General features: G+C 74.2%; 15 protein-coding genes. 8 read left to right on the forward strand and 7 right to left on the reverse strand.

All coding sequences use genetic code 11. The features are described 5' to 3' along the window. Positions 1-45: 45 nt before the first annotated feature. The 3 genes from ACI79S_RS07820 (at position 46) to ACI79S_RS07830 (ending at position 4,490) form a co-directional block, all read left to right on the forward strand. The gene (locus ACI79S_RS07820) at positions 46-1,107 is read left to right on the forward strand and encodes a 4Fe-4S dicluster domain-containing protein (protein WP_456592878.1); all 1,062 of its coding nucleotides are present in this window, start codon (positions 46-48) and stop codon (positions 1,105-1,107) included. Position 1,108: 1 nt separating this feature from the next. Further along, positions 1,109-2,152, forward strand: a complete 1,044-nt coding sequence (gene nrfD, locus ACI79S_RS07825) for an NrfD/PsrC family molybdoenzyme membrane anchor subunit (protein ID WP_456592879.1) — start codon at positions 1,109-1,111, stop codon at positions 2,150-2,152. A gap of 181 nt (positions 2,153-2,333) precedes the next feature. Continuing rightward, on the forward strand, positions 2,334-4,490 hold the full coding sequence (locus ACI79S_RS07830; protein WP_456592880.1) for an acyltransferase family protein: 2,157 nt from the start codon (positions 2,334-2,336) through the stop codon (positions 4,488-4,490). 131 nt (positions 4,491-4,621) lie between these two features. Here ACI79S_RS07830 and ACI79S_RS07835 read toward each other — a convergent pair whose 3' ends face one another. From ACI79S_RS07835 to ACI79S_RS07850, 4 genes are all read right to left on the reverse strand, one after another. After that, positions 4,622-4,900: a hypothetical protein gene (locus ACI79S_RS07835; RefSeq protein WP_456592881.1), complete on the reverse strand. Its 279-nt coding sequence runs from the start codon at positions 4,898-4,900 to the stop codon at positions 4,622-4,624. A gap of 534 nt (positions 4,901-5,434) precedes the next feature. Further along, positions 5,435-6,214, reverse strand: a complete 780-nt coding sequence (locus ACI79S_RS07840) for a hypothetical protein (protein ID WP_456592882.1) — start codon at positions 6,212-6,214, stop codon at positions 5,435-5,437. Position 6,215: 1 nt separating this feature from the next. Beyond that, positions 6,216-6,605 carry an S-adenosylmethionine decarboxylase gene (locus tag ACI79S_RS07845; RefSeq protein ID WP_456592883.1) on the reverse strand — a complete coding sequence of 130 codons (390 nt, stop codon included), beginning with the start codon at positions 6,603-6,605 and terminating at the stop codon, positions 6,216-6,218. 98 nt (positions 6,606-6,703) lie between these two features. Next, positions 6,704-9,022, reverse strand: coding sequence for an EAL domain-containing protein (locus ACI79S_RS07850; protein WP_456592884.1), 2,319 nt, complete (start codon positions 9,020-9,022; stop codon positions 6,704-6,706). Between the two features lie 170 nt (positions 9,023-9,192). Between ACI79S_RS07850 and ACI79S_RS07855 the strand changes: the two genes are divergently transcribed. The 5 genes from ACI79S_RS07855 to ACI79S_RS07875 all read left to right on the forward strand — a co-directional run bounded on the left by ACI79S_RS07855 (position 9,193) and on the right by ACI79S_RS07875 (position 14,092). Next, positions 9,193-9,501 carry a hypothetical protein gene (locus ACI79S_RS07855; protein ID WP_456592885.1) on the forward strand — a complete coding sequence of 103 codons (309 nt, stop codon included), beginning with the start codon at positions 9,193-9,195 and terminating at the stop codon, positions 9,499-9,501. Positions 9,502-10,336: 835 nt separating this feature from the next. Next, the gene (locus tag ACI79S_RS07860; protein ID WP_456592886.1) at positions 10,337-11,542 is read left to right on the forward strand and encodes a glycosyltransferase; all 1,206 of its coding nucleotides are present in this window, start codon (positions 10,337-10,339) and stop codon (positions 11,540-11,542) included. Beyond that, positions 11,542-11,715 carry a hypothetical protein gene (locus ACI79S_RS07865; RefSeq protein WP_456592887.1) on the forward strand — a complete coding sequence of 58 codons (174 nt, stop codon included), beginning with the start codon at positions 11,542-11,544 and terminating at the stop codon, positions 11,713-11,715. Before ACI79S_RS07860 ends, ACI79S_RS07865 begins: the two co-directional genes overlap by 1 nt. Further along, positions 11,712-13,226 (forward strand): hypothetical protein, encoded by a 1,515-nt coding sequence (locus ACI79S_RS07870; protein WP_456592888.1) that lies wholly within the window; start codon positions 11,712-11,714, stop codon positions 13,224-13,226. The genes ACI79S_RS07865 and ACI79S_RS07870 overlap by 4 nt, the downstream gene beginning before the upstream one ends. After that, positions 13,223-14,092, forward strand: coding sequence for a polysaccharide deacetylase family protein (locus ACI79S_RS07875; protein ID WP_456592889.1), 870 nt, complete (start codon positions 13,223-13,225; stop codon positions 14,090-14,092). The genes ACI79S_RS07870 and ACI79S_RS07875 overlap by 4 nt, the downstream gene beginning before the upstream one ends. On the opposite strand, the gene ACI79S_RS07880 is transcribed toward ACI79S_RS07875, so the two are convergent. The 3 genes from ACI79S_RS07880 to ACI79S_RS07890 all read right to left on the reverse strand — a co-directional run bounded on the left by ACI79S_RS07880 (position 14,050) and on the right by ACI79S_RS07890 (position 17,099). Beyond that, entirely contained in the window at positions 14,050-15,018 is a 969-nt protein-coding gene (locus ACI79S_RS07880; RefSeq protein WP_456592890.1) for a glycosyl hydrolase family 18 protein, read from the reverse strand. The two genes, ACI79S_RS07875 and ACI79S_RS07880, sit on opposite strands and share 43 nt — an antisense overlap. A gap of 145 nt (positions 15,019-15,163) precedes the next feature. After that, positions 15,164-15,997 carry a hypothetical protein gene (locus ACI79S_RS07885; RefSeq protein WP_456592891.1) on the reverse strand — a complete coding sequence of 278 codons (834 nt, stop codon included), beginning with the start codon at positions 15,995-15,997 and terminating at the stop codon, positions 15,164-15,166. Between the two features lie 304 nt (positions 15,998-16,301). After that, positions 16,302-17,099 carry a hypothetical protein gene (locus ACI79S_RS07890; protein ID WP_456592892.1) on the reverse strand — a complete coding sequence of 266 codons (798 nt, stop codon included), beginning with the start codon at positions 17,097-17,099 and terminating at the stop codon, positions 16,302-16,304. Between the last annotated feature and the right edge of the window lie 277 nt (positions 17,100-17,376).

The raw sequence follows: 17,376 nt of genomic DNA on the forward strand, positions 1-17,376 counted from the left end.
CGTCGACGACCGGCGTCGGCGCGACCGCGAGAGGAGGGGAGCGAGATGACGATCAGCTCGGCCAGCCCGGCCTTCACCGGCCGCGACCCGGAGAACCGGCTGTTCGGCCCGCTGCCCGACGTCACGGCCGAGGCCGGCTACGAGGAGGAGCACCCCAAGCGGGTGGGCTTCTTCACCGACACCTCGGTCTGCATCGGCTGCAAGGCTTGCGAGGTGGCGTGCAAGGAGTGGAACACGCTCCCGATGGACGACTCCCACGGCGTCCGCGATGCCCTGGGCCTGTCCGGCATGTCCTACGACAACACCGGGCAGCTGGGCGCGAACTCCTGGCGGCACGTGGCGTTCATCGAGCAGAGCCGCGCCGTCGACCTGCCGATGCCCACGTTCGGCCGGCCGGGCGACGACCGGCAGGGCAGCGGACCGTCACCGGCGGTCGCCGGGGACGACGTGAGCCTGGCGAACGCCCAGCAGAGCGTGCTCAACGCCGAGGCGCTGAGCGAGTTCGACCCGCAGACCGGCCAGACCGGCGCGGACAAGCAGATCCGCTGGCTGATGAGCTCCGACGTGTGCAAGCACTGCACGCACGCCGGGTGCCTGGACGTCTGCCCGACGGGGGCGCTGTTCCGCACCGAGTTCGGCACCGTGGTGGTGCAGGGCGACATCTGCAACGGCTGCGGCTACTGCGTTGCGGCCTGCCCCTACGGCGTGATCGACCAGCGCAAGGACGACGGCCGGGTCTTCAAGTGCACGATGTGCTACGACCGCCTGACCGACGGGCTGCAGCCGGCGTGCGCCACTGCGTGCCCGACGCAGTCGATCCAGTTCGGTGACCTCGACGAGCTGCAGGAGCGCGCCGACGCACGGCTGGCGACGCTCAAGGCGCAGGGCGTGGAGACCGCCCGGCTCTACGGCCGCGACGAGAACGACGGCGTCGGCGGTGACGGGGCCTTCTTCCTGCTGCTCGACGAGCCGGAGGTCTACGGCCTGCCGCCGGACCCGATCGTGACGACGCGGGACCTGCCGGCGATGTGGAAGGCGGCCGGCAAGGCCGCGGCGATGATGGTCGGGGTCGCCGTCACGGCGATCCTCGGCTCGCGGCGGAGGTGACATGACCGGCGGGATCACCAGCCCGGGCTCGGGGTGGCGCCAGGCCGACCAGGGCCCGGCGGTGCAGCGGACGGGCAAGAAGCGCCGCAAGCGCGGCGGGGGCCGGGGTCGCGGCGAGGTCGCGATGGTCGACGACGTCGAGTTCACCTCGTACTACGGCCGGCAGATCGTGAAGACGCCGGTGTGGAAGACGCCGGACGTGCCGCTCTACCTGTTCCTGGGTGGGGCGGCCGGCTCGTCGGCGATCCTCGGCGCACTGGCCGACGTCACCGACCGCCCGGCGCTGACCCGGGTGTCGCGGTACACCGCGGGCGCCGGGTCCATCCTGTCGGTGGTCTTCCTCATCCACGACCTGGGGCGGCCGGAGCGGTTCCTGCACATGCTGCGGGTGCTCAAGCCGACGTCGCCGCTGTCGGTGGGCACCTACATCCTGGCGCCGTTCAGCGCGGCGGCCGGCGCGACGGCGGCGGTGGAGCTGCTGGGCTGGTTCCCGCGGCTGAAGCGCTTCGGCGGTGCGGTGGCCGCGGTGTTCGGTGGCCCGCTGGCGACCTACACCGGCGTGCTGCTGGCCAACACCGCGGTGCCCTCGTGGCACGCGGCGCACACCCAGCTGCCGTTCGTCTTCGGCGGCTCGGCGATGGCCGCCGGTGGGGGCATCACGATGGTGTTCACGCCGGTGGAGGAGGCGGCGCCGGCGCGGAAGATGGCGATGGCCGGGGCGGCGATCGAGCTCGCCGCGATGCACAAGGTCGAGAACGACCACGGCATCCTCAGCGAGCCGTTCCACGAGGGGCGGCCCGGGAAGCTGATGCGGGCGGCGCAGGCGTGCACCGCGGTGGGCGCCGGGCTGACGGCGGTGGCCGGGCGGAAGCGGTGGGGCGCGGTCGCCTCGGGCACGCTGCTGGCGGCCGGCTCGCTGCTCACCCGGTTCGGCGTCTTCGAGGCCGGCATCGCCAGCACCAAGGACCCGAAGTACGTCGTCGTCCCGCAGAAGGAGCGGCTCGCCGCCCGGCAGCAGGAGCACGCCGACACGACCACCCGCTGACCGGCGGCGGTCGGGGGCCGCACCCGGTCAGCTGGCCGGGTGCGGCAGTGCCGTGGTGCGGGGCGCCGGCCGGTGCGCCGCCGGGATCCACCCGGCCTGGGGACGGGGATCCACCCGGCCTGGGGAATCGTGGGGGGGGGCGTGACCCCGGCGACTCGCCGGCGCCAGTACGTTCGTGCCCATGTCGGGCGTAGATCAGGCGGCGACCAGGACCACGCCGCGGCCGCCCGGCGGTCCGCTGCGCTTCCGCGCCGACATCCAGGGGCTGCGGGCCGTGGCGGTGGCGCTGGTCGTCGCCGACCACATCCTCGGCTGGCCCCACGGCGGGTTCATCGGCGTCGACGTCTTCTTCGTCATCTCCGGGTACCTGATCACCGCGCTGCTCCTCCGCGAGCTCGCGTCGAAGGGCAGCATCTCCTTCCGCGACTTCTACCTCCGGCGCGCCAAGCGGATCCTGCCCGCGGCCATGGTCGTGCTGGCGGTGACCGTGGCGGTCGGGTACGCCCTCTGGTTCCTGCCGCGGGCGAACCAGACCGCGGTCGACGCGCTGGCCGCGGCGCTGTTCGTCGAGAACTGGCACCTGGTGGCCGTCGGGGCCGACTACCTGCAGGCCCAGGGGCCGATCTCGCCGGTGCAGCACTACTGGTCGCTGTCGATCGAGGAGCAGTTCTACGCGCTCTGGCCGCTGCTCCTGCTCGCCGGCTTCCGGCTGCTCGACCTCCGCCGCCGGCCGGAGCGGCTGGTCTGGTTCATCACCGCGGGGATCGCCGTCTCGCTGGCGTGGGCGGCCTACCGGACGAGCACCGCCCCGACGGCCGCCTACTTCGACACCCTGGCGCGCGCGTGCGAACTGCTGATCGGGGCGCTCGTCGCCGTCGTCGCCGGTCGGGTGGCCGTCGCCGACCGGTTCCGTGCGGGGCTGAGCCTCGGCGGGCTCGTGGCGATCCTCGGCTCCGCCGTGGTGATCTCGCCGTCCTCGCCGTTCCCCTTCCCGTGGGTGCTGGTGCCGGTGCTCGGCGCGGCGATGGTGCTGCTGGCCGACCCGCCCCCGTCCCCGGCCACCGCCCTGCTGACCAACCCGGTGGCGCGAAGGCTCGGCCAGTGGTCGTACTCGATCTACCTGTGGCACTTCCCGGTGGTGGTGTTCGGGGTCGCCGCGCTCGGCAGCTCCTTCGCCGTGCAGGTGGGGCTCGTGGCCCTCACGGTGCTCCTGTCCGCCGCCTCCTACCGGTGGGTCGAGCAGCCCGTGCTGGCCCTCCGCGCCCGCCCCCGCTACGTCTCGGGGTGGGAGCGACGCCCCGGCACGGGGATCCTGCTGCCCGTCGCCGTGGCCGGGGTGCTGTTCGTGGTGGGCGCGGCCCAGTTCTGGGGGCCGGCGTGGCTCCGAGGCGCCGACACCGCCGGCGCGGACCCGGCCCCCTCCGCCGCCGCCACCGGGGAACGGCCTACCGCGGCCCAGCTCGAGGAGCAGGTGGAGGAGGCGCTCTCCGCCGAGTCCTGGCCGGCCGACCTCACGCCCTCCCTCGACGGGCTGGGGCCCGCCCAGCAGCCGGTGGAGATGGGCACCACGGCACCGGGGTGCCGGAACACGGTGGCCGCCGGAGATGACCCCCTGGTCTGCCGGCACGGGCCGGAGGACGCGGCGAAGACGGCGCTCCTGATCGGCGACTCGGTCGCGATGAGCTGGGGGCCCACGGTCAGGGCGGTGTTCGAGGGCGACGACTGGCAGGTGCTCGCGCTCGGCTACGCCAGCTGCCCGTTCGTCGACGTCGCCGTGGCCCCGCCGACCGAGGGGCCCGACTTCCCGGAGGAGTGCGCGGCCGCGCGGGAGCGCACGCTGCAGTTCATCGAGGAGACGGCGCCCGACGTGCTGGTCCTCTCGGCCGGGCAGGGGTACTTCGGCAACTTCGTCAGCGGGAGCGGTAGCGACGGCGACAGCGACGCCGCCATCGACGAGTGGCGGCGCGGCCTGGAGTCGACCCTCGAGACCGTGATGCCGCTGGTCGGCTCCGTGGTGGTCCTGGGCAACCCGCCGCTGGGTGCCGACCCCCGCGAGTGCGGCGGCCGGCTGGGTGGCCCGGAGGACTGCGTCAGGGCGATCAGCCGCGGCTTCCTGGACAAGGCCGAGGCCGAGCAGGCCGCCGTCGAGGCGCTGCAGGAGGCGGGTGCGGACGTGACCTACGTGGAGACCCGGGAGATGTTCTGCGCGGACGGCCGCTGCCCCGCCTTCGCCGGCTCCGTGCTGCTGCGCACGGACGAGACCCACCTGACGGCGGCCGCCGCGGACATGGTGGCGGCCGCCGTCCGGGAGATGATCCCGGCCCGGGTCAGGTCGTGATCGCGCTGGACCCGGTGGCCCTTCCCGCCTGACCGGCCGGCGGACGGCTGCTGTCCCCAGGTCCGGGCAGTCGCTCTCTGCCCACCTGGGCGGGGCAGAGAGCGATGCCCGAGGAACACGTCCTGCCCTGGTCAGAGCCGGGCGACACCCCAGCGCGCGTTGTGCTCTCGGGCCGCGTTGGCGGCCGTGCAGGCAGCGACGATGAACAGCGGCAGCCAGAGCAGCGGTGCGACGACCCAGCCGATCAGCGGTATGAACCAGAGGATCCAGAGGAAGAAGCCGGTGGTCATGAAGCCGATGCCGGGCCCGATCCGTCCGGCGTAGAGATGACCCGCACCCATCCACAGCAGGGACAGCAGGACCGCGATCCCCGGTGTCTTGGCGGTGACGACGGCCGCCGGCTGCGGCACGTAGCCGTAGGGCGCGACCCCGGCGGGTGGGCCGGGCGGGAAACCGGGCGGCGGGAAGGGCGGGAACCCGGCCGTGGCGCCCGGCGAGAATCCGGCCGTGGCGCCCGGCGGGAATCCGGCCGTGGTGTTGGGCGGATGTCCGGGCGGTGGCCCCGGTGGTCCGGGCGTCACCCACCCGGGTGGGAGCGGCTCGGGGTGAGGCGTGGGCGACATGGGACCCCCCGTTCATGAGCTGCGACGCAGTTCCGGAACGGTACTGCCGCGTGGGCCCCATCGAGTAGCGGTTCGGGGATGCCGGCCGTGGTCCGGCGGCGTGGCGGCCGCGCCACGCCGGGAGCCGGACAGCACGTCGTCCTCCGGGGTACGCGCCGGTCGGGTTCGCGGAGCCCTGTGAGCCTTCCCGTCTGACCGGCGGGCCCACCGGTCATGGCCGCATGTCCGGGCAGTCGCTCTCTGCCCACCTGGGCGGGGCAGAGACCTACTGTCCGCGGAACAGCGGTCCTGCCCCGCGAGCCAGGGGCGCGGGCCGCCGGCCTACCTGAGGGGCGCGCTCTCGCGGCGGGCCGTCGGCGGCCGCCACCCGGTGGTGTCCCGGCGGGGCTGCTCCGGGAGCGCCGGCTCGGCCGCCTCGACGAGGACGCCGCGGGTCGCCGCCAGGTCGGCCGGGTCGACCGTGATCGAGCGGAACACGCCGTGGTCGAGCGCCGGGGCCAGGTCCGGGCGGGCCCCGTACACCTCGGCCTCCGCCGTCGCCACGACGAAGACGCACGGGGTGCTGGCGGGGGAGCCCAGGTAGGGCCGGGACGTCGCGCCCGCCATCGCGTGCCAGGGCAGGCCCATCGCGCGCACCAGCCGGTGCACCCGGTCGTCGAGGATGGTGACCATGCCCGGGATCCCGCAGTTGCGCGCGTACCGCCAGATGCCGTGGCACAGCGCGACGCTGACCTCGGCGCCCGCGGCGCCGGCGCGGTACCGGGGGTCCACGGCGAGGCTCGCCACGTCCCACACCGTCCCGGGCGCGAGCCCGACGGCGCCCAGGCTCTCGGCCACGGGGAGGTGCCACGGCGGACCCGCGATGTCGACCAGGGTCTTCACCGGGCTCGCGTCGGCGGTGATCAGCCGCGCGGTACCCAGGGCGGTGCCGCTCTCGTCGTCGATCACCGCGACGAACCGCGACCGCGCCTCGTAGCCGCCGTACTCCTGCTCCATGAGCTCCGGCGTGTTGCCGAACGCCTGCAGGAAGACGTCGGCCTCGACCTGTCGTGCGGCATCGCGTTCGGCGGGGGTGTGCGCCACCAGCAGTCGGAGGGCCATGTCAGAAGGACTTCGCGACGACGGTGCCGGCGGCGAAGAAATCGGCGGTGAACGCCACGGCGACGTCCGGGTCGAACGCCTTGCACGTGTAGATGTCGACGGAGAAGAACAGCCGCGGCTGCTCCCAGGCGTAGAAGTGCGCGCCCGACGTCTCCCAGTGGATCCAGCCGGCCCAGCCGTAGAGGTCGGAGCGGTGCGTCACCGGCTCGAGGAGCTGGACCATGTCCACCTCGCGGGAGAGGGCCGAGAGGTACGTGCGGATCTGGGCGTCGTCCACGGGCGCGGCCGGGTAACCCTCGATCACCAGTCGCTGCCGGAGGATCTCCGGGGCGAGGTCGCGCCAGGCGACGGGGGAAGGGAGCAGGTCAGGGGCGGTGGAAGGCGGCGTCACCCGCTCATAGTCCACAAACCGCAACGCTGCGTGGTGATCACGGTCGGCGTGTCGCCCGGTCGCGCGTCACCCCGTGGTGTCCTCCTCACCCCGCGGAGTCAGCCGGGGGCCGACCACCGGCTGAGCTGCGGGATCAGCGCCGCGTCGACGAGCCCGGAGTCGGAGGCGGCCAGCCACTCCAGGAAGTCCTCGACCGGCATCGGGCGCGCGAGGGCGTACCCCTGCGCGACGTCGCACCCGAGGCGGGCGAGCGTAGCGCTCGTCGCCAGGGTCTCGACCCCCTCGGCCACCAGGCTGAGGCCGAGGGCGTGGGCCAGCGCGACGGTGCTCTGCACGATGGCCGCCGCCCGCGGGTCGCGGTCGACGTCGGCGGTCAGGCTGCGATCGAGCTTGAGCTCGTCGGCCGGGAGGTGCCGCAGGTAGGCCAGCGAGCTGTACCCCGTGCCGTAGTCGTCGATCGACGTGCGCACGCCCGAGGCGCGCAGGTCGGCGAGCACCGTGCGGCCGCGCTCGGGATCGGCCATGAGGGTGTCCTCGACGAGCTCCAGCGTGAGCGCCCGCGCGGGCAGGCCGTGCCGGTGCAGCGCGGCGGCGACCTTGCCGGCCAGGTCGAGGTCGGTGACGTTCGCCGCCGACAGGTTCACCGACACCGGCACCTCGCGCCCGGGCCACCAGCGGGCGGTCGCGGCGAGCGCCAGTTCGAGCACCCGGTCGGTCAGCGGCCGCAGGAGCCCGGCCTGCTCGGCCGCCGGCAGCAGGTGGGCGGGCGAGAGCAGCCCACGGGTGGGGTGGTTCCACCGGACCAGCGCCTCGGCGCCCACGATCCGGCCGTCGCGCAGGTCCACCTGCGGCTGCAGGAAGACGCAGATCTCGTCCCCGTCGAGGGCGGTCCGCAGCTCCTCCATGGTGCGCAGGCGGTCGCTGCCGGCGGTGCCGGTGACGGGGTCGGGCACGTAGACGTGCACGCCCTCGCGGGCGCGCTTGGCGCTGTACATGGCGACGTCGGCGCACTGCAGCAGCTCCTCGACGGTCGCCGCCGGGGCCGGCGTGGTCGTGACGCCGATGCTCACGCCGACGTGCAGCCGCACGTCGGTCACCGTGAACGGTGCGAGCAGCAGGTCGCGCAGCCGCTCGGCGAGCGCCCGGGCCTCGGCCAGCCCCGCGGCGGGCATGAGGACGGCGAACTCGTCACCACCGAGCCGGGCCAGGAGGTCGCCGGCCCGCAGCGAGCCGCGCAGGCGGGGGCCGATCTGGCGGAGCAGGTCGTCGCCGGCGGTGTGGCCGAGGCTGTCGTTGATCTCCTTGAACCCGTCCAGGTCGAGCAGCAGGAGGGCGGCGGGCCGCTCGGGAGAAGCGGCGGTGACGACGCGCTGGGCATGCTCGAGCAGTGCCCGGCGGTTGGCGAGCCCGGTGAGCTCGTCGGTGCGGGACTCGAGCTTGACCTGGTTGTACCCGCGGACCTCGCGGAAGGTGACGGCGATGCGGAGGACGCCGGCGAGCACGCACCCGATGGCCAGCCAGCCGGCGATGTCGGGCACGGGCTGCGACCAGGGGCTGAGCACGACGAGGCTGGCGACCAGGCAGGCGAGCGGCACGGCGATCAGCCGCCAGCCGGTGCGGGTGCCCCCGCTGCCGAGGCGGCGGGGTGGCTCGACCGCGTTCTCGGCGGCCGCGGCGGCCAGGACGACGGAGGCGAGCCAGCCGAGTTCCAGCGGCCCGCCGTCGACGTAGGTGCCGCGCACCTTGAGGCCGAACAGGACGAGGTCGGACAGGCAGATCAGGCTCAGCGCCGCGCCGAGCAGCACGAACGTGCGGTCGAGGCGCACGCCGAGGATGCCGCCGACGGCCATGACCACGGCGATGAGCAGGATCGTCGTGGTCGGTGCCGCGAGGTCGACGGCCGCCACCGGCGTCCGGCCGGGCTCGACGAGGAGGTAGGGGCCCAGCAGGAAGGCGACGCCGGCGGCCAGGCTGCCGAGCGCGGCGACCACGCCGTCGAGCCACATGCTGGGGTGGAAGCGCGGCACCCGCGTGCGGATCAGCACGACGACCGGCACGTACATGGCCAGGTAGGCCACCAGCATGACCGCGTGCGAGAGGGTGGACGACGGTTCGTTGCCCTCCAGGCCGGAGGAGAGCACGCGCAGCACGTTGCCGAGCGCGCCCAGGACCAGGGCGACGGCGAGCGTGGCCCAGGCGATCCGTTCCGTCCGCACCCGCCGGGCCGCGATGACGCACACGGCCGCGGCCGCGAGGTACGGCAGGTTGTAGAGGACGACGTCGTAGGTCCGGTCCCACGCCGCGCCGGCCGGGCGAGGCCCGATGCCGGTGGCGAAGAGCGCGACCAGCCCGATGGTCAGGAGCAGCGCGCGGCCGGGGCGCCGCCGCGTGGCAGCGTCCTGGTCTGGCTGGTGCATGGCAGGGGCATCGGCCGCGAGGCGGCGGGAGTTCACCGGTCCGGGGCCCGGATCACCCGGAGGGGGGAGCCCCGCGCGCTCGACCGGGCACCGTCACGAACGCAACCCCGGCTGCCGATCAGGTATGTGTGGGGCGATCGAACGAGCATGCAGCGGTACTGCCGTGGACGGTGGCTCTCGACCCGGAGGCGATGAGCGCCACGGTCGTCCGCCGCGGTTCAGACGCCGAGAGCTACGGCCGCCATGCCGCGCCGCCGTCCGCGTACGGACCGGCCGACGTCCACCGCCTGCCTCCCGTGGCGCCTTCCCGACTCCGGCCGGTGGAGTGGGTCGACGGCGGGGACGCGGCGGTGGATGCCATCGACGACGCGGTCGTCGCCGAGGCCGTCGCCGCCACCGGCGCCCGGTCGTCGGGCGAGGTGCCGGCGAGGGCCACCGGCTTCCTGGCCCGCCTCCGTCTGCTCCCCCGGGCGGCATAGCGCAGGAGCAGCGCCAGGCGCCCGGGCTGCCGGCGGAGTCGCTCGACCGGGGGGTGCCGTCTCAGCAGCCCTGCGTGATCTGCGCCACACCGCGATGTCGCACGGCCGATCGGATCACGGCTCGTGGTAGACGCCCGGCCCTCTCCGGGCGGTGCGCCGAGGTGGGGCGGGCGAGGCCGTCGGTGGCGGGTCGTCCGGCTCCGCACGCCGTCCACCAGATCGGTGGGCCACAACTTGTTCGTTTGCACCTGCATATGCGCCGTGCCGCTGCATTAGCACCGCACTCCACCGCGGTTGGAGGTTCGCGCACACCCTGGGATCTCGCGGTCGAGCCACCTCGGACCAGCCGGCACGTCTCCGCACCACCGCCCCTACCAGCCAGTTCTCCGCGGGGCGGGTGCACCGGCCGAGCGGGTGGGCGTGCCCGAACGGGTGCTCCGCGAGGGTGGAGAGATTGCTGGGGAGAATGGCTGGACGAATGCGCGGGGAGCTCGCGACAAATGCGACCGAAAGGGCTGTGCGGCGGAAACTCAGAGTGACGGCGCCCGGACCCGTACAGTTCGGCCCACGGTCGAACGTGCACGTCACAGGGCCGCGGCCGCAGACCTCTGATGACTCACCGTAGTCAGTTGAGCGCACAAAGATCGTACCGGTAAAGCCTTTCCCGGCGACCCTCCCACGGCATACGTTTTCGGCGCCTGCTCATCGTTGCCGCGATGAGCAGGAACATGCGGGATGAAGATCCGTGAGCCCGAGGCGCACTCGCCGGGTCGCTCGCGGCAATCGGGGGGATCCGGTGGGAACTGCAGGAATCGAGGGCGCTCACGCGCGTCCTGTGGACGACCGCGGCCCCGCCGCGGGGGCGCGCACGGCGTTCGCTCCGGAGGTCCCCCGGCAGTACCGCTTCGAGTCCAACGCCGCGGTGCTGGCGCCGGCCGAGATCCCGCGCACGGCGCCGGAGCCCGGCAGGGGCGCCCATCGCCGGCAGGCGCGGGTCACCGCGGTCATCCCGGCGCACAACGAGGAAGTCGGCATCGCGCAGACGATCGCGAGTCTCCGTCGGCAGACCATGCCGCCGCAGCGCATCCTCGTCGCGGCCGACAACTGCACGGACGGCACGGTCGAGATCGCCCGGGCGCTGGGCGTCGACGTGCTGGAGACCCGGGGCAACAGCGCCAAGAAGGCGGGCGCGCTGAACCAGGGGCTGGCGCTGGTCCTGGCGGCGCTGGAGCCCGACGACGTCGTCCTGTCGATGGACGCGGACAGCCGGCTGAGCCCCGACTTCATCGAGCGCGGGATGCGGTACTTCGAGGCCTACCGGCAGCGCGGTGGCATCAGCGGCTCCTACGAGGCCGCCGACCACCCGTCGCGGATCGGCCTGCTGCAGAAGATCGAGTACGCCCAGGGCCTGCGGACGGTGCACCGCCGCGCGGGCCGGATCCACGTGCTCTCCGGGGCGGCCACCATGTTCACCGCCGAGGCGCTGCGGGCCGTGGCCGCCGCCCGCGGCTCCGCCCTGCTGCCCGGTGTGCCGGGGCAGGTCTACCACGAGACGTCGCTCACCGAGGACTACGAGCTGACCGTCGCGCTGCAGCGGCTCGGGTACGACCCCCGGTGCGCGCCGGACTGCACGGTGGTCACCGACATCATGCCGACCTGGTCGGAGTGGAGGACCCAGCGGCTGCGCTGGCAGCGGGGCACGCTCGAGACGCTCATGACGTACGGCTTCGTCGAGCACACCCGCAAGGCGTGGCTGGTCCAGGCGTGGACGTACTTCCGCAGCCTCGTGCCGCTGCTCATGGTCGCGGCCTGGTCCTACGCGCTGGCCCTCGAGGAGCCGTCGCTGCACCTGATCTGGCTGGTGATCATCCCCGTCTTCGTCCTCGACCAGGTGCTCGCGTCGTGGAAGGCGGGCCGGCGAGGCCGCGTCTACGCGGCGTTCCTGCTCCCGATGGTCGTCTACGACATGGCCCAGGCGGTCGTGAACTGGCAGGCGCTGTCCCGCGCGCTGCACGGCGCCGAGCCCGAGTGGATCACCTGATGGACACCGGATTCCCCGCTCTCCTGGAGCAGGTGAGCCACGACGGGTTCATGGGCGCCACCGCCGTCCTGACGGCGGTCACGGTCCTGATGCTCTCCCTGGCGGTGCGACGCATCCTCCCGAAGAACGACCGCGACGACACCCTGCCGGCGCGCGAGGAGGGGCGGCGATGACCGTCACCTCCGCCGCGCCCACAGGGGCCTACCGGGCACCGCACTGGCACGACGCGCTGCTGCTGGCACTCCCCGCACGCCTGGTCCGCCCGGCGAGCCGCCGGTGGATCGCCCGGCTGCCGCTGGTCCTGACGGCGGTCGTGCTCGCCGTCCTGGCGCTGCGGCTGCGCAACGGCGCCTCGGCCGACGAGGCGCTCGCCGTCACCACCGGCCGGGACGTCATCGGGCAGTGGATCGCGCAGGCACCGGCCGGCGTGCCCGTCGAGGCGCTGCCGGGCGCTCCCTTCCTCTACCCCGTGCTGGCCGCCGCGCTGGACAGCGTCGGCGGGCTGCTCCTCGTCCGCGCGTTCGGGCTGGCCTGCGTGGTCGCCGCGATGGTGCTGCTGTCGGGTGCGGTCGCGGCGCGCTTCCCGCACCGGGCGGGCGTCCTGACGGCGGTCGCCTTCGCGCTGAGCGCGCCGGTGGTGTTCGTCGCCGGGCTCGGGACGGCGGACGCGGTGGCGCTGGCCGGCCTGGCGGCCGCCCTCTGGGCGATCGCGGCGCGCGGCGGAGCCGCATCGGCGCTGGGAGCCGGCGCCCTGCTCGCCCTGGTGCCGGTCCTCCTGCACTCCACCGCCCTCCTCGTTCCGCTCGTCCTCGTCGCGGGGGCGGCCCTGGCCGGTGCCGGTGCGCTCCGCCGGACGGCTCTCGTCGGCGGCACGGCGGTGCTCCTGACGGGCGTGGTCCACCTGCTCGGGGCGGGGCCTGGCACGCGGGCGTGGACCGACCTCCTCGGCAACGTGCCGCTCAGCCCGCACCCGTGGACGGGGCTGGTCGGCTGGGTGGTGCTCGACATCGGCGTCCTCGTGCTGCTCGCCGGCGCCGGTGCGGTGCGGCTCGCCGGCACGGGCAGGACCAACGCGGTGCTGGCCGCGGCGCTGCTCGCCGGGAGCGCTCTGATCCCGGCCGCGCAGCTGTGGACGGGCTCGGCGGTGGCGTTCGACCGCAACCTGGCGTACTCGGCCCTGTTCCTGGCGCCGCTGGCCGGCCTCGCGCTGAACCGGCTGTCGCGGGGCACGTGGCGGCTGGGGCCGGTGCTGCTGATCCTGCCCGTGCTGGTGCTGTTCGGCTTCTCCCGGTCGGGGGCGGTCTACGCGGCCTGGCCGGACGTCCGGCCGGTCGTCGCCGAGATCCTCGCCGACCCCGCCGCGGGGTCCTACTTGGCCAGCGGCACCGCCGCGGAGGCGCTCGAGTTCTACACGTTCGACCAGCCGGCGGTGCAGTGGGCCGACACCTACGGCCTCTACGCCCGCGGCGAGGACGCCGTGCGGGTGGCCATCGAGGACCTCGAGTACGAGGCGATCGTCCTGCACTCGGCCAGCACCGGCTCGCCGGCCGAGGACGCCATGGAGGAGGTCATCCTCACGGCGCTGCACGACAACTACACCGACTACGAGCTGGTGGCGGCCATCCCCGCCTCGGGCGTCGCCGACGCCGACGTCTGGCTGCTCTACCGGCAGGTGGCCCGGTGAGCCGCCGGCGGCGGATGCTGCTGGTCGCGCTGGCGGTCGTGCTGGGGCTGACCTTCACCGGCTACCGGGTGGTCTCGGACGTGTCGGGGAGCGGGGTGGCGTCGGCCGCACCGGCGTCGGCGGGTGAGCCGGTGGAGCTCCGCCCCCTCACCAGCGACTGCTCCGGCGGGTACGTCGTCCTCAGCTTCGACGACGGCCCGCGGCAGCACACCGATGAGCTGCTGGACCGGCTGCGCGACCTGGGCCTTCCCGCCGTCTTCTTCTGGAGCGGGCACAACATCGAGGGCCGGGGGGAGCTCGTCCGGCGGGCCGTCGCCGAGGGGCACGTCCTGGGCAACCACACCCAGTCGCACGCGAACCTCACCACCGGGGAGCTGCCCTCCGGCGAGCAGGTGGCGCCGTGGGGCGACGCGCAGATCCGCGAGGAGCTGCGTCGGGCCAACGAGCTGCTGGTGGCCGAGGGCGCTCCGGTGCCCGACCTCTACCGGCCGCCGTACGGGGCGGTGAACCAGCAGGTGGACGACGTCGCGCAGGCGCTCGGGCTGCGGCTGGTCATGTCCTTCGGCCGCGACGCGAGCGACAACCTGGTCGACTCGCACGACACCGAGGGGATCTCCGCCGAGGAGATCGCAGCCAACGTCGTCGGGCCGATGCGGGACGGCTCGATCATCACCATGCACGACGGCCTGGGGCAGGCGACGCTCAACTCGATCGAGGCCCTGCAGCCGATCGTCGACGCGATGAACGAGCGCGGGCTCTGCGCCACCACCGAGGTGCGGCCCGATGCGACCGGCCGGATGCTCGAGCCCGGGCCGACCGCGGTTCAGGTGCCGAGCTCGGCGCCGAAGGCCTCGGCGAACGGGTAGCCCTCCGCGCTCTCGATCGTCATGTCCCACACGTAGGCGCCCCGCACGCGGAGGCCGGCGTCGGCGAGGGCGCGGTAGGCGGCGAGGTACTCCTCGACCGGCATCTGCCCCGGGTCGCCGAGCGCGGAGCCGGCGTAGGTGGTGCCGATCGCGAACCGGGACGGCTCCAGGCCGCGGTCGGCCAGCCGTCGCGCCGTGGCCACGATGTCGGCCCGGCGCTCTGCTGCGGTCTGTGCGAAGTCGTAGAACTGGGGACCGTAGAGGTCGCAGACCCGGCCGCGCCACGTGCGGCCGTCCACTGTGGCCTCGCCCTCGGCCAGGGCGAAGTCCTCGTACAGGCGCAGGCCCGGCTCGGCGGAGACGGTGACGGCGAAGTCGGCTCCCCGGCTCGCCTTGAGCCGGGCGCTGGCGCTGACCAGGGCCGGCAGGTCGGTGCCGGCGCCGCCCTGCTCGAGGTCCCAGTCGACGCCGTCGCAGCCGTAGGTGTCGCAGATCCGCTCGATGCTGCTGACGACCTCGTCGACCTGCTCGTCGGTGCGCACGACGATCCCGCCGTCCTCTGCGCCGCCGACGGAGAGCAGGACCGCGGCGCCGCGGGCCTGCACGGCCGCGATGTCGGCGCGCAGCTGCTCGGGGGTGACGCCGCTGCCCTGGTCGGGGTCGAACTCGAGCCGGCCGGTGCCGGGCTGCGCGCTGGTGGCGAAGGCGAGGAAGAAGACGGTGACGCGTTCGCTGGCCGTGGTCAGCCGGGGCGAGCCGTCGGCACGCCAGTACTCGGCGACGACCGCCCGGGGGAGGGGATCCACCGCGGCTCCCCGCTCGGGCTCATCTGACGAGCGCACTGCGGCGACCACTCCGATCGCGACGGTCAGCGCGACGACGCCGACGAGGAACGGCACCGCCGTCCGGCGGCCAGGAGAGAGCACCGGCACCCCCTCCTGCAGTCGTCCGCGCCCGGGGGTGCCCGGCAGGTGTGCGCGGGCACCCGCTGGAGCCGATCCTAGGAGCCCGGCCGGGCGACCCGGATCCTCCGGGAGGTCGCGTGCCTCCTGTGCCGCGCGGCCTGTGCCGTCACTGGCAGACGGGGACGGCGAAGTCGGTGTTGTGGAGGTACGGGCCGCCGGGCGGATCGCCGTTCATGTAGGAGTTGGCCGGCGTCCAGAGCCCGTTCCAGGGCTCGGTCTCGATCAGGTACCAGAAGCCGTCGGGGCTGACGCTGGGCACGCTCGGCGCGTAGTAGCGGCAGCGCACCAGGATCGTGGTGTGCGGCGGGATGGGTGCGCCTCGCCCCGACAACGTGCGCGGATCGGCGAACGTGTTGGCGCCGATGCTGCCGGCCTCCTCCTCGACGGGCGTGCCGTCGCCGGTGCTGGGCAGCGGCACGTCCACCAGGCTGTTGGCGGCAGCGGTCGGGTCCGCCGCCGACGCCGCGGGGCCGCGGTCGCCGATCACGAGGACGGTGAGCGCGGAGGAGAGGACGGCGACCAGGACGAGGGCGGCGGCCATGAGCGCCCAGGCAGGCGGCCGGCGTCGGCGGGGCGCCGGCCCGGTGCGGTCGGCAGCGACGTCCTCGGCCGGGGCGGGCGCCGCCACGGGGACGGCCGAGGCGCCGCGGTAGGGGCCGCAGGACTCGACGAGAGCCGGCACCCCGGCCGCCTCCGGGTACCCGGGCATCTCGGCCCGCGCCCACGTGTCCAGCTCGCGGACGGCGCCGGTCACCTTGGTGCGCGGGTAGCTGCCGGCCATCCAGTTGTCGAGCGTGCGGGCACTCACCAGCCCGCCGGAGCGTGTGACGAGCTGTTCCTTCCCGCCCGCCGCCGCGATCAGCCAGCCGACCTGCGCCACGAAGGGGTCGAAGGCCGGGGTGGTCGCAGGCTCCCGCGCCTCGTCCGTCGATCCGCTCATCGGTACCCCCCGTGCTCGCAACTGCTTGCCGGGCAACCTAGCGCAGCGGGGCAGCGACCCCGCGCAGCCGTGCGCAGGTGGTGCTGCGCTCAATCTGCGGGCGGCTTGCACCTCGCCTCCGTTGCCGCGGCGGCGCCGCACGGGTTTAGTACGAAGCGGTACCGCATGGCGGGGTCCGGAGTGCGCACGCCGTCCTCGCCCCTCGGCCCGGCTGACCAGCACGGGGGTGGTCAGCCCGGCCCAGGAGGTCGACGGAACGGCGCAGCGGCCCTGACCCCGCCGCTGCGCCGGCCCGGCGTGGAGGTCAGCGGAGGCGGCTGTCGATCGACTGCTGCCAGGCCAGCTCGTCGATGACGGCGCGCTTCTCGACGTCGTCGAAGCGCACGTCCTTCCACCGGCGGCGCTGCTCGTCGCCGAAGGCGCCGCCGCGGTGCCACTCGCCCTTGCGGGTCAGGAACCACGAGCGGCCGTGGTAGTCGGGCCCCTCGAAGGCCCAGCCGGTCAGCCGGGTGAGGCCGGTGCGCCGGGTCTCGGGCTCGCGCGCGTAGGGGAGCAGGTAGAGGCAGACATCGGTGAACTGCGCGGCGGTGAGCCGGCGCAGCACGTGGACGGCGGAGCGGACCTCCTGCTCGGTGCGCTGCTCGTCGCGGGCGTAGAGGAGCCAGAGGGCGTCCTCGTCGGCGAGCTCGAGCAACGTGGTCCGCTGGCGCAGCCGCTCTGCCTCCGCGGCGGCGGCCTCCTCCTCGCGGCGCTTCTCCTCGGCGGCGGCGGCCGCGCGGGCGCGCAGCCGGGCGTTGGCCAGGTCGCGGTCGCACACCCGCCAGCCCTGCCACAGGTCGGAGTGGTCGGCGCAGACGGCGCGGGTGCACTCGGTGCACTCACCGATGGCGGGCTCGCCGCAGCGGCAGGTGGCGGTGGCGTCGTCGTCGCGGGTCTGGATGTAGACGGTGCCGCAGCGACGGGTTTCGACCGGTGACGGAACTGCCGTGGGCTCCGCGCCGGCGGGGACGAGGTGGTCGATGCGGACGTCGGCGTCGCACCGCCAGTAGCCGGGGAGGATCTGCGTGCGCGTGGCCGTCGCCCCACAAGAGGGACAGGGCATGCCACGAAGCATAGAAGCGACTAGGGCTGATGGACGCTGTTCGCATACCGTGTCGCGCTACGAGGCACTCCCGTTACAAGCCGCGGTGCGTCGGGCTTTAAGCGGCGCGACCGATGCGATGCTATTCGCACCCTGTGCGGCCGGGTGGCGGCTGTGCACCATTACTGCCCAAGGATCGGCTCATGTATCGATGTCACCGATGGGCACAGCGGACACTCGCGCAACATTGGTCACCCGCCGAGTCCCCGCAGCGTGGAACGGTGGGCACGAGGACGCT

The organism is Blastococcus sp. SYSU DS1024 (assembly GCF_054050795.1).

What these genes read in the sequence shown, in the direction of transcription:
- ACI79S_RS07820 (WP_456592878.1), top strand. Translation starts at nt 46, where the DNA reads ATGACGATCAGCTCGGCCAGCCCGGCCTTCACCGGCCGCGACCCGGAG.
- nrfD (WP_456592879.1), top strand. Translation starts at nt 1,109, where the DNA reads ATGACCGGCGGGATCACCAGCCCGGGCTCGGGGTGGCGCCAGGCCGAC.
- ACI79S_RS07830 (WP_456592880.1), top strand. Translation starts at nt 2,334, where the DNA reads ATGTCGGGCGTAGATCAGGCGGCGACCAGGACCACGCCGCGGCCGCCC.
- ACI79S_RS07840 (WP_456592882.1), bottom strand. Translation starts at nt 6,214, where the DNA reads ATGGCCCTCCGACTGCTGGTGGCGCACACCCCCGCCGAACGCGATGCC.
- ACI79S_RS07850 (WP_456592884.1), bottom strand. Translation starts at nt 9,022, where the DNA reads ATGCACCAGCCAGACCAGGACGCTGCCACGCGGCGGCGCCCCGGCCGC.
- ACI79S_RS07865 (WP_456592887.1), top strand. Translation starts at nt 11,542, where the DNA reads ATGGACACCGGATTCCCCGCTCTCCTGGAGCAGGTGAGCCACGACGGG.
- ACI79S_RS07870 (WP_456592888.1), top strand. Translation starts at nt 11,712, where the DNA reads ATGACCGTCACCTCCGCCGCGCCCACAGGGGCCTACCGGGCACCGCAC.
- ACI79S_RS07885 (WP_456592891.1), bottom strand. Translation starts at nt 15,997, where the DNA reads ATGAGCGGATCGACGGACGAGGCGCGGGAGCCTGCGACCACCCCGGCC.
- ACI79S_RS07890 (WP_456592892.1), bottom strand. Translation starts at nt 17,099, where the DNA reads ATGCCCTGTCCCTCTTGTGGGGCGACGGCCACGCGCACGCAGATCCTC.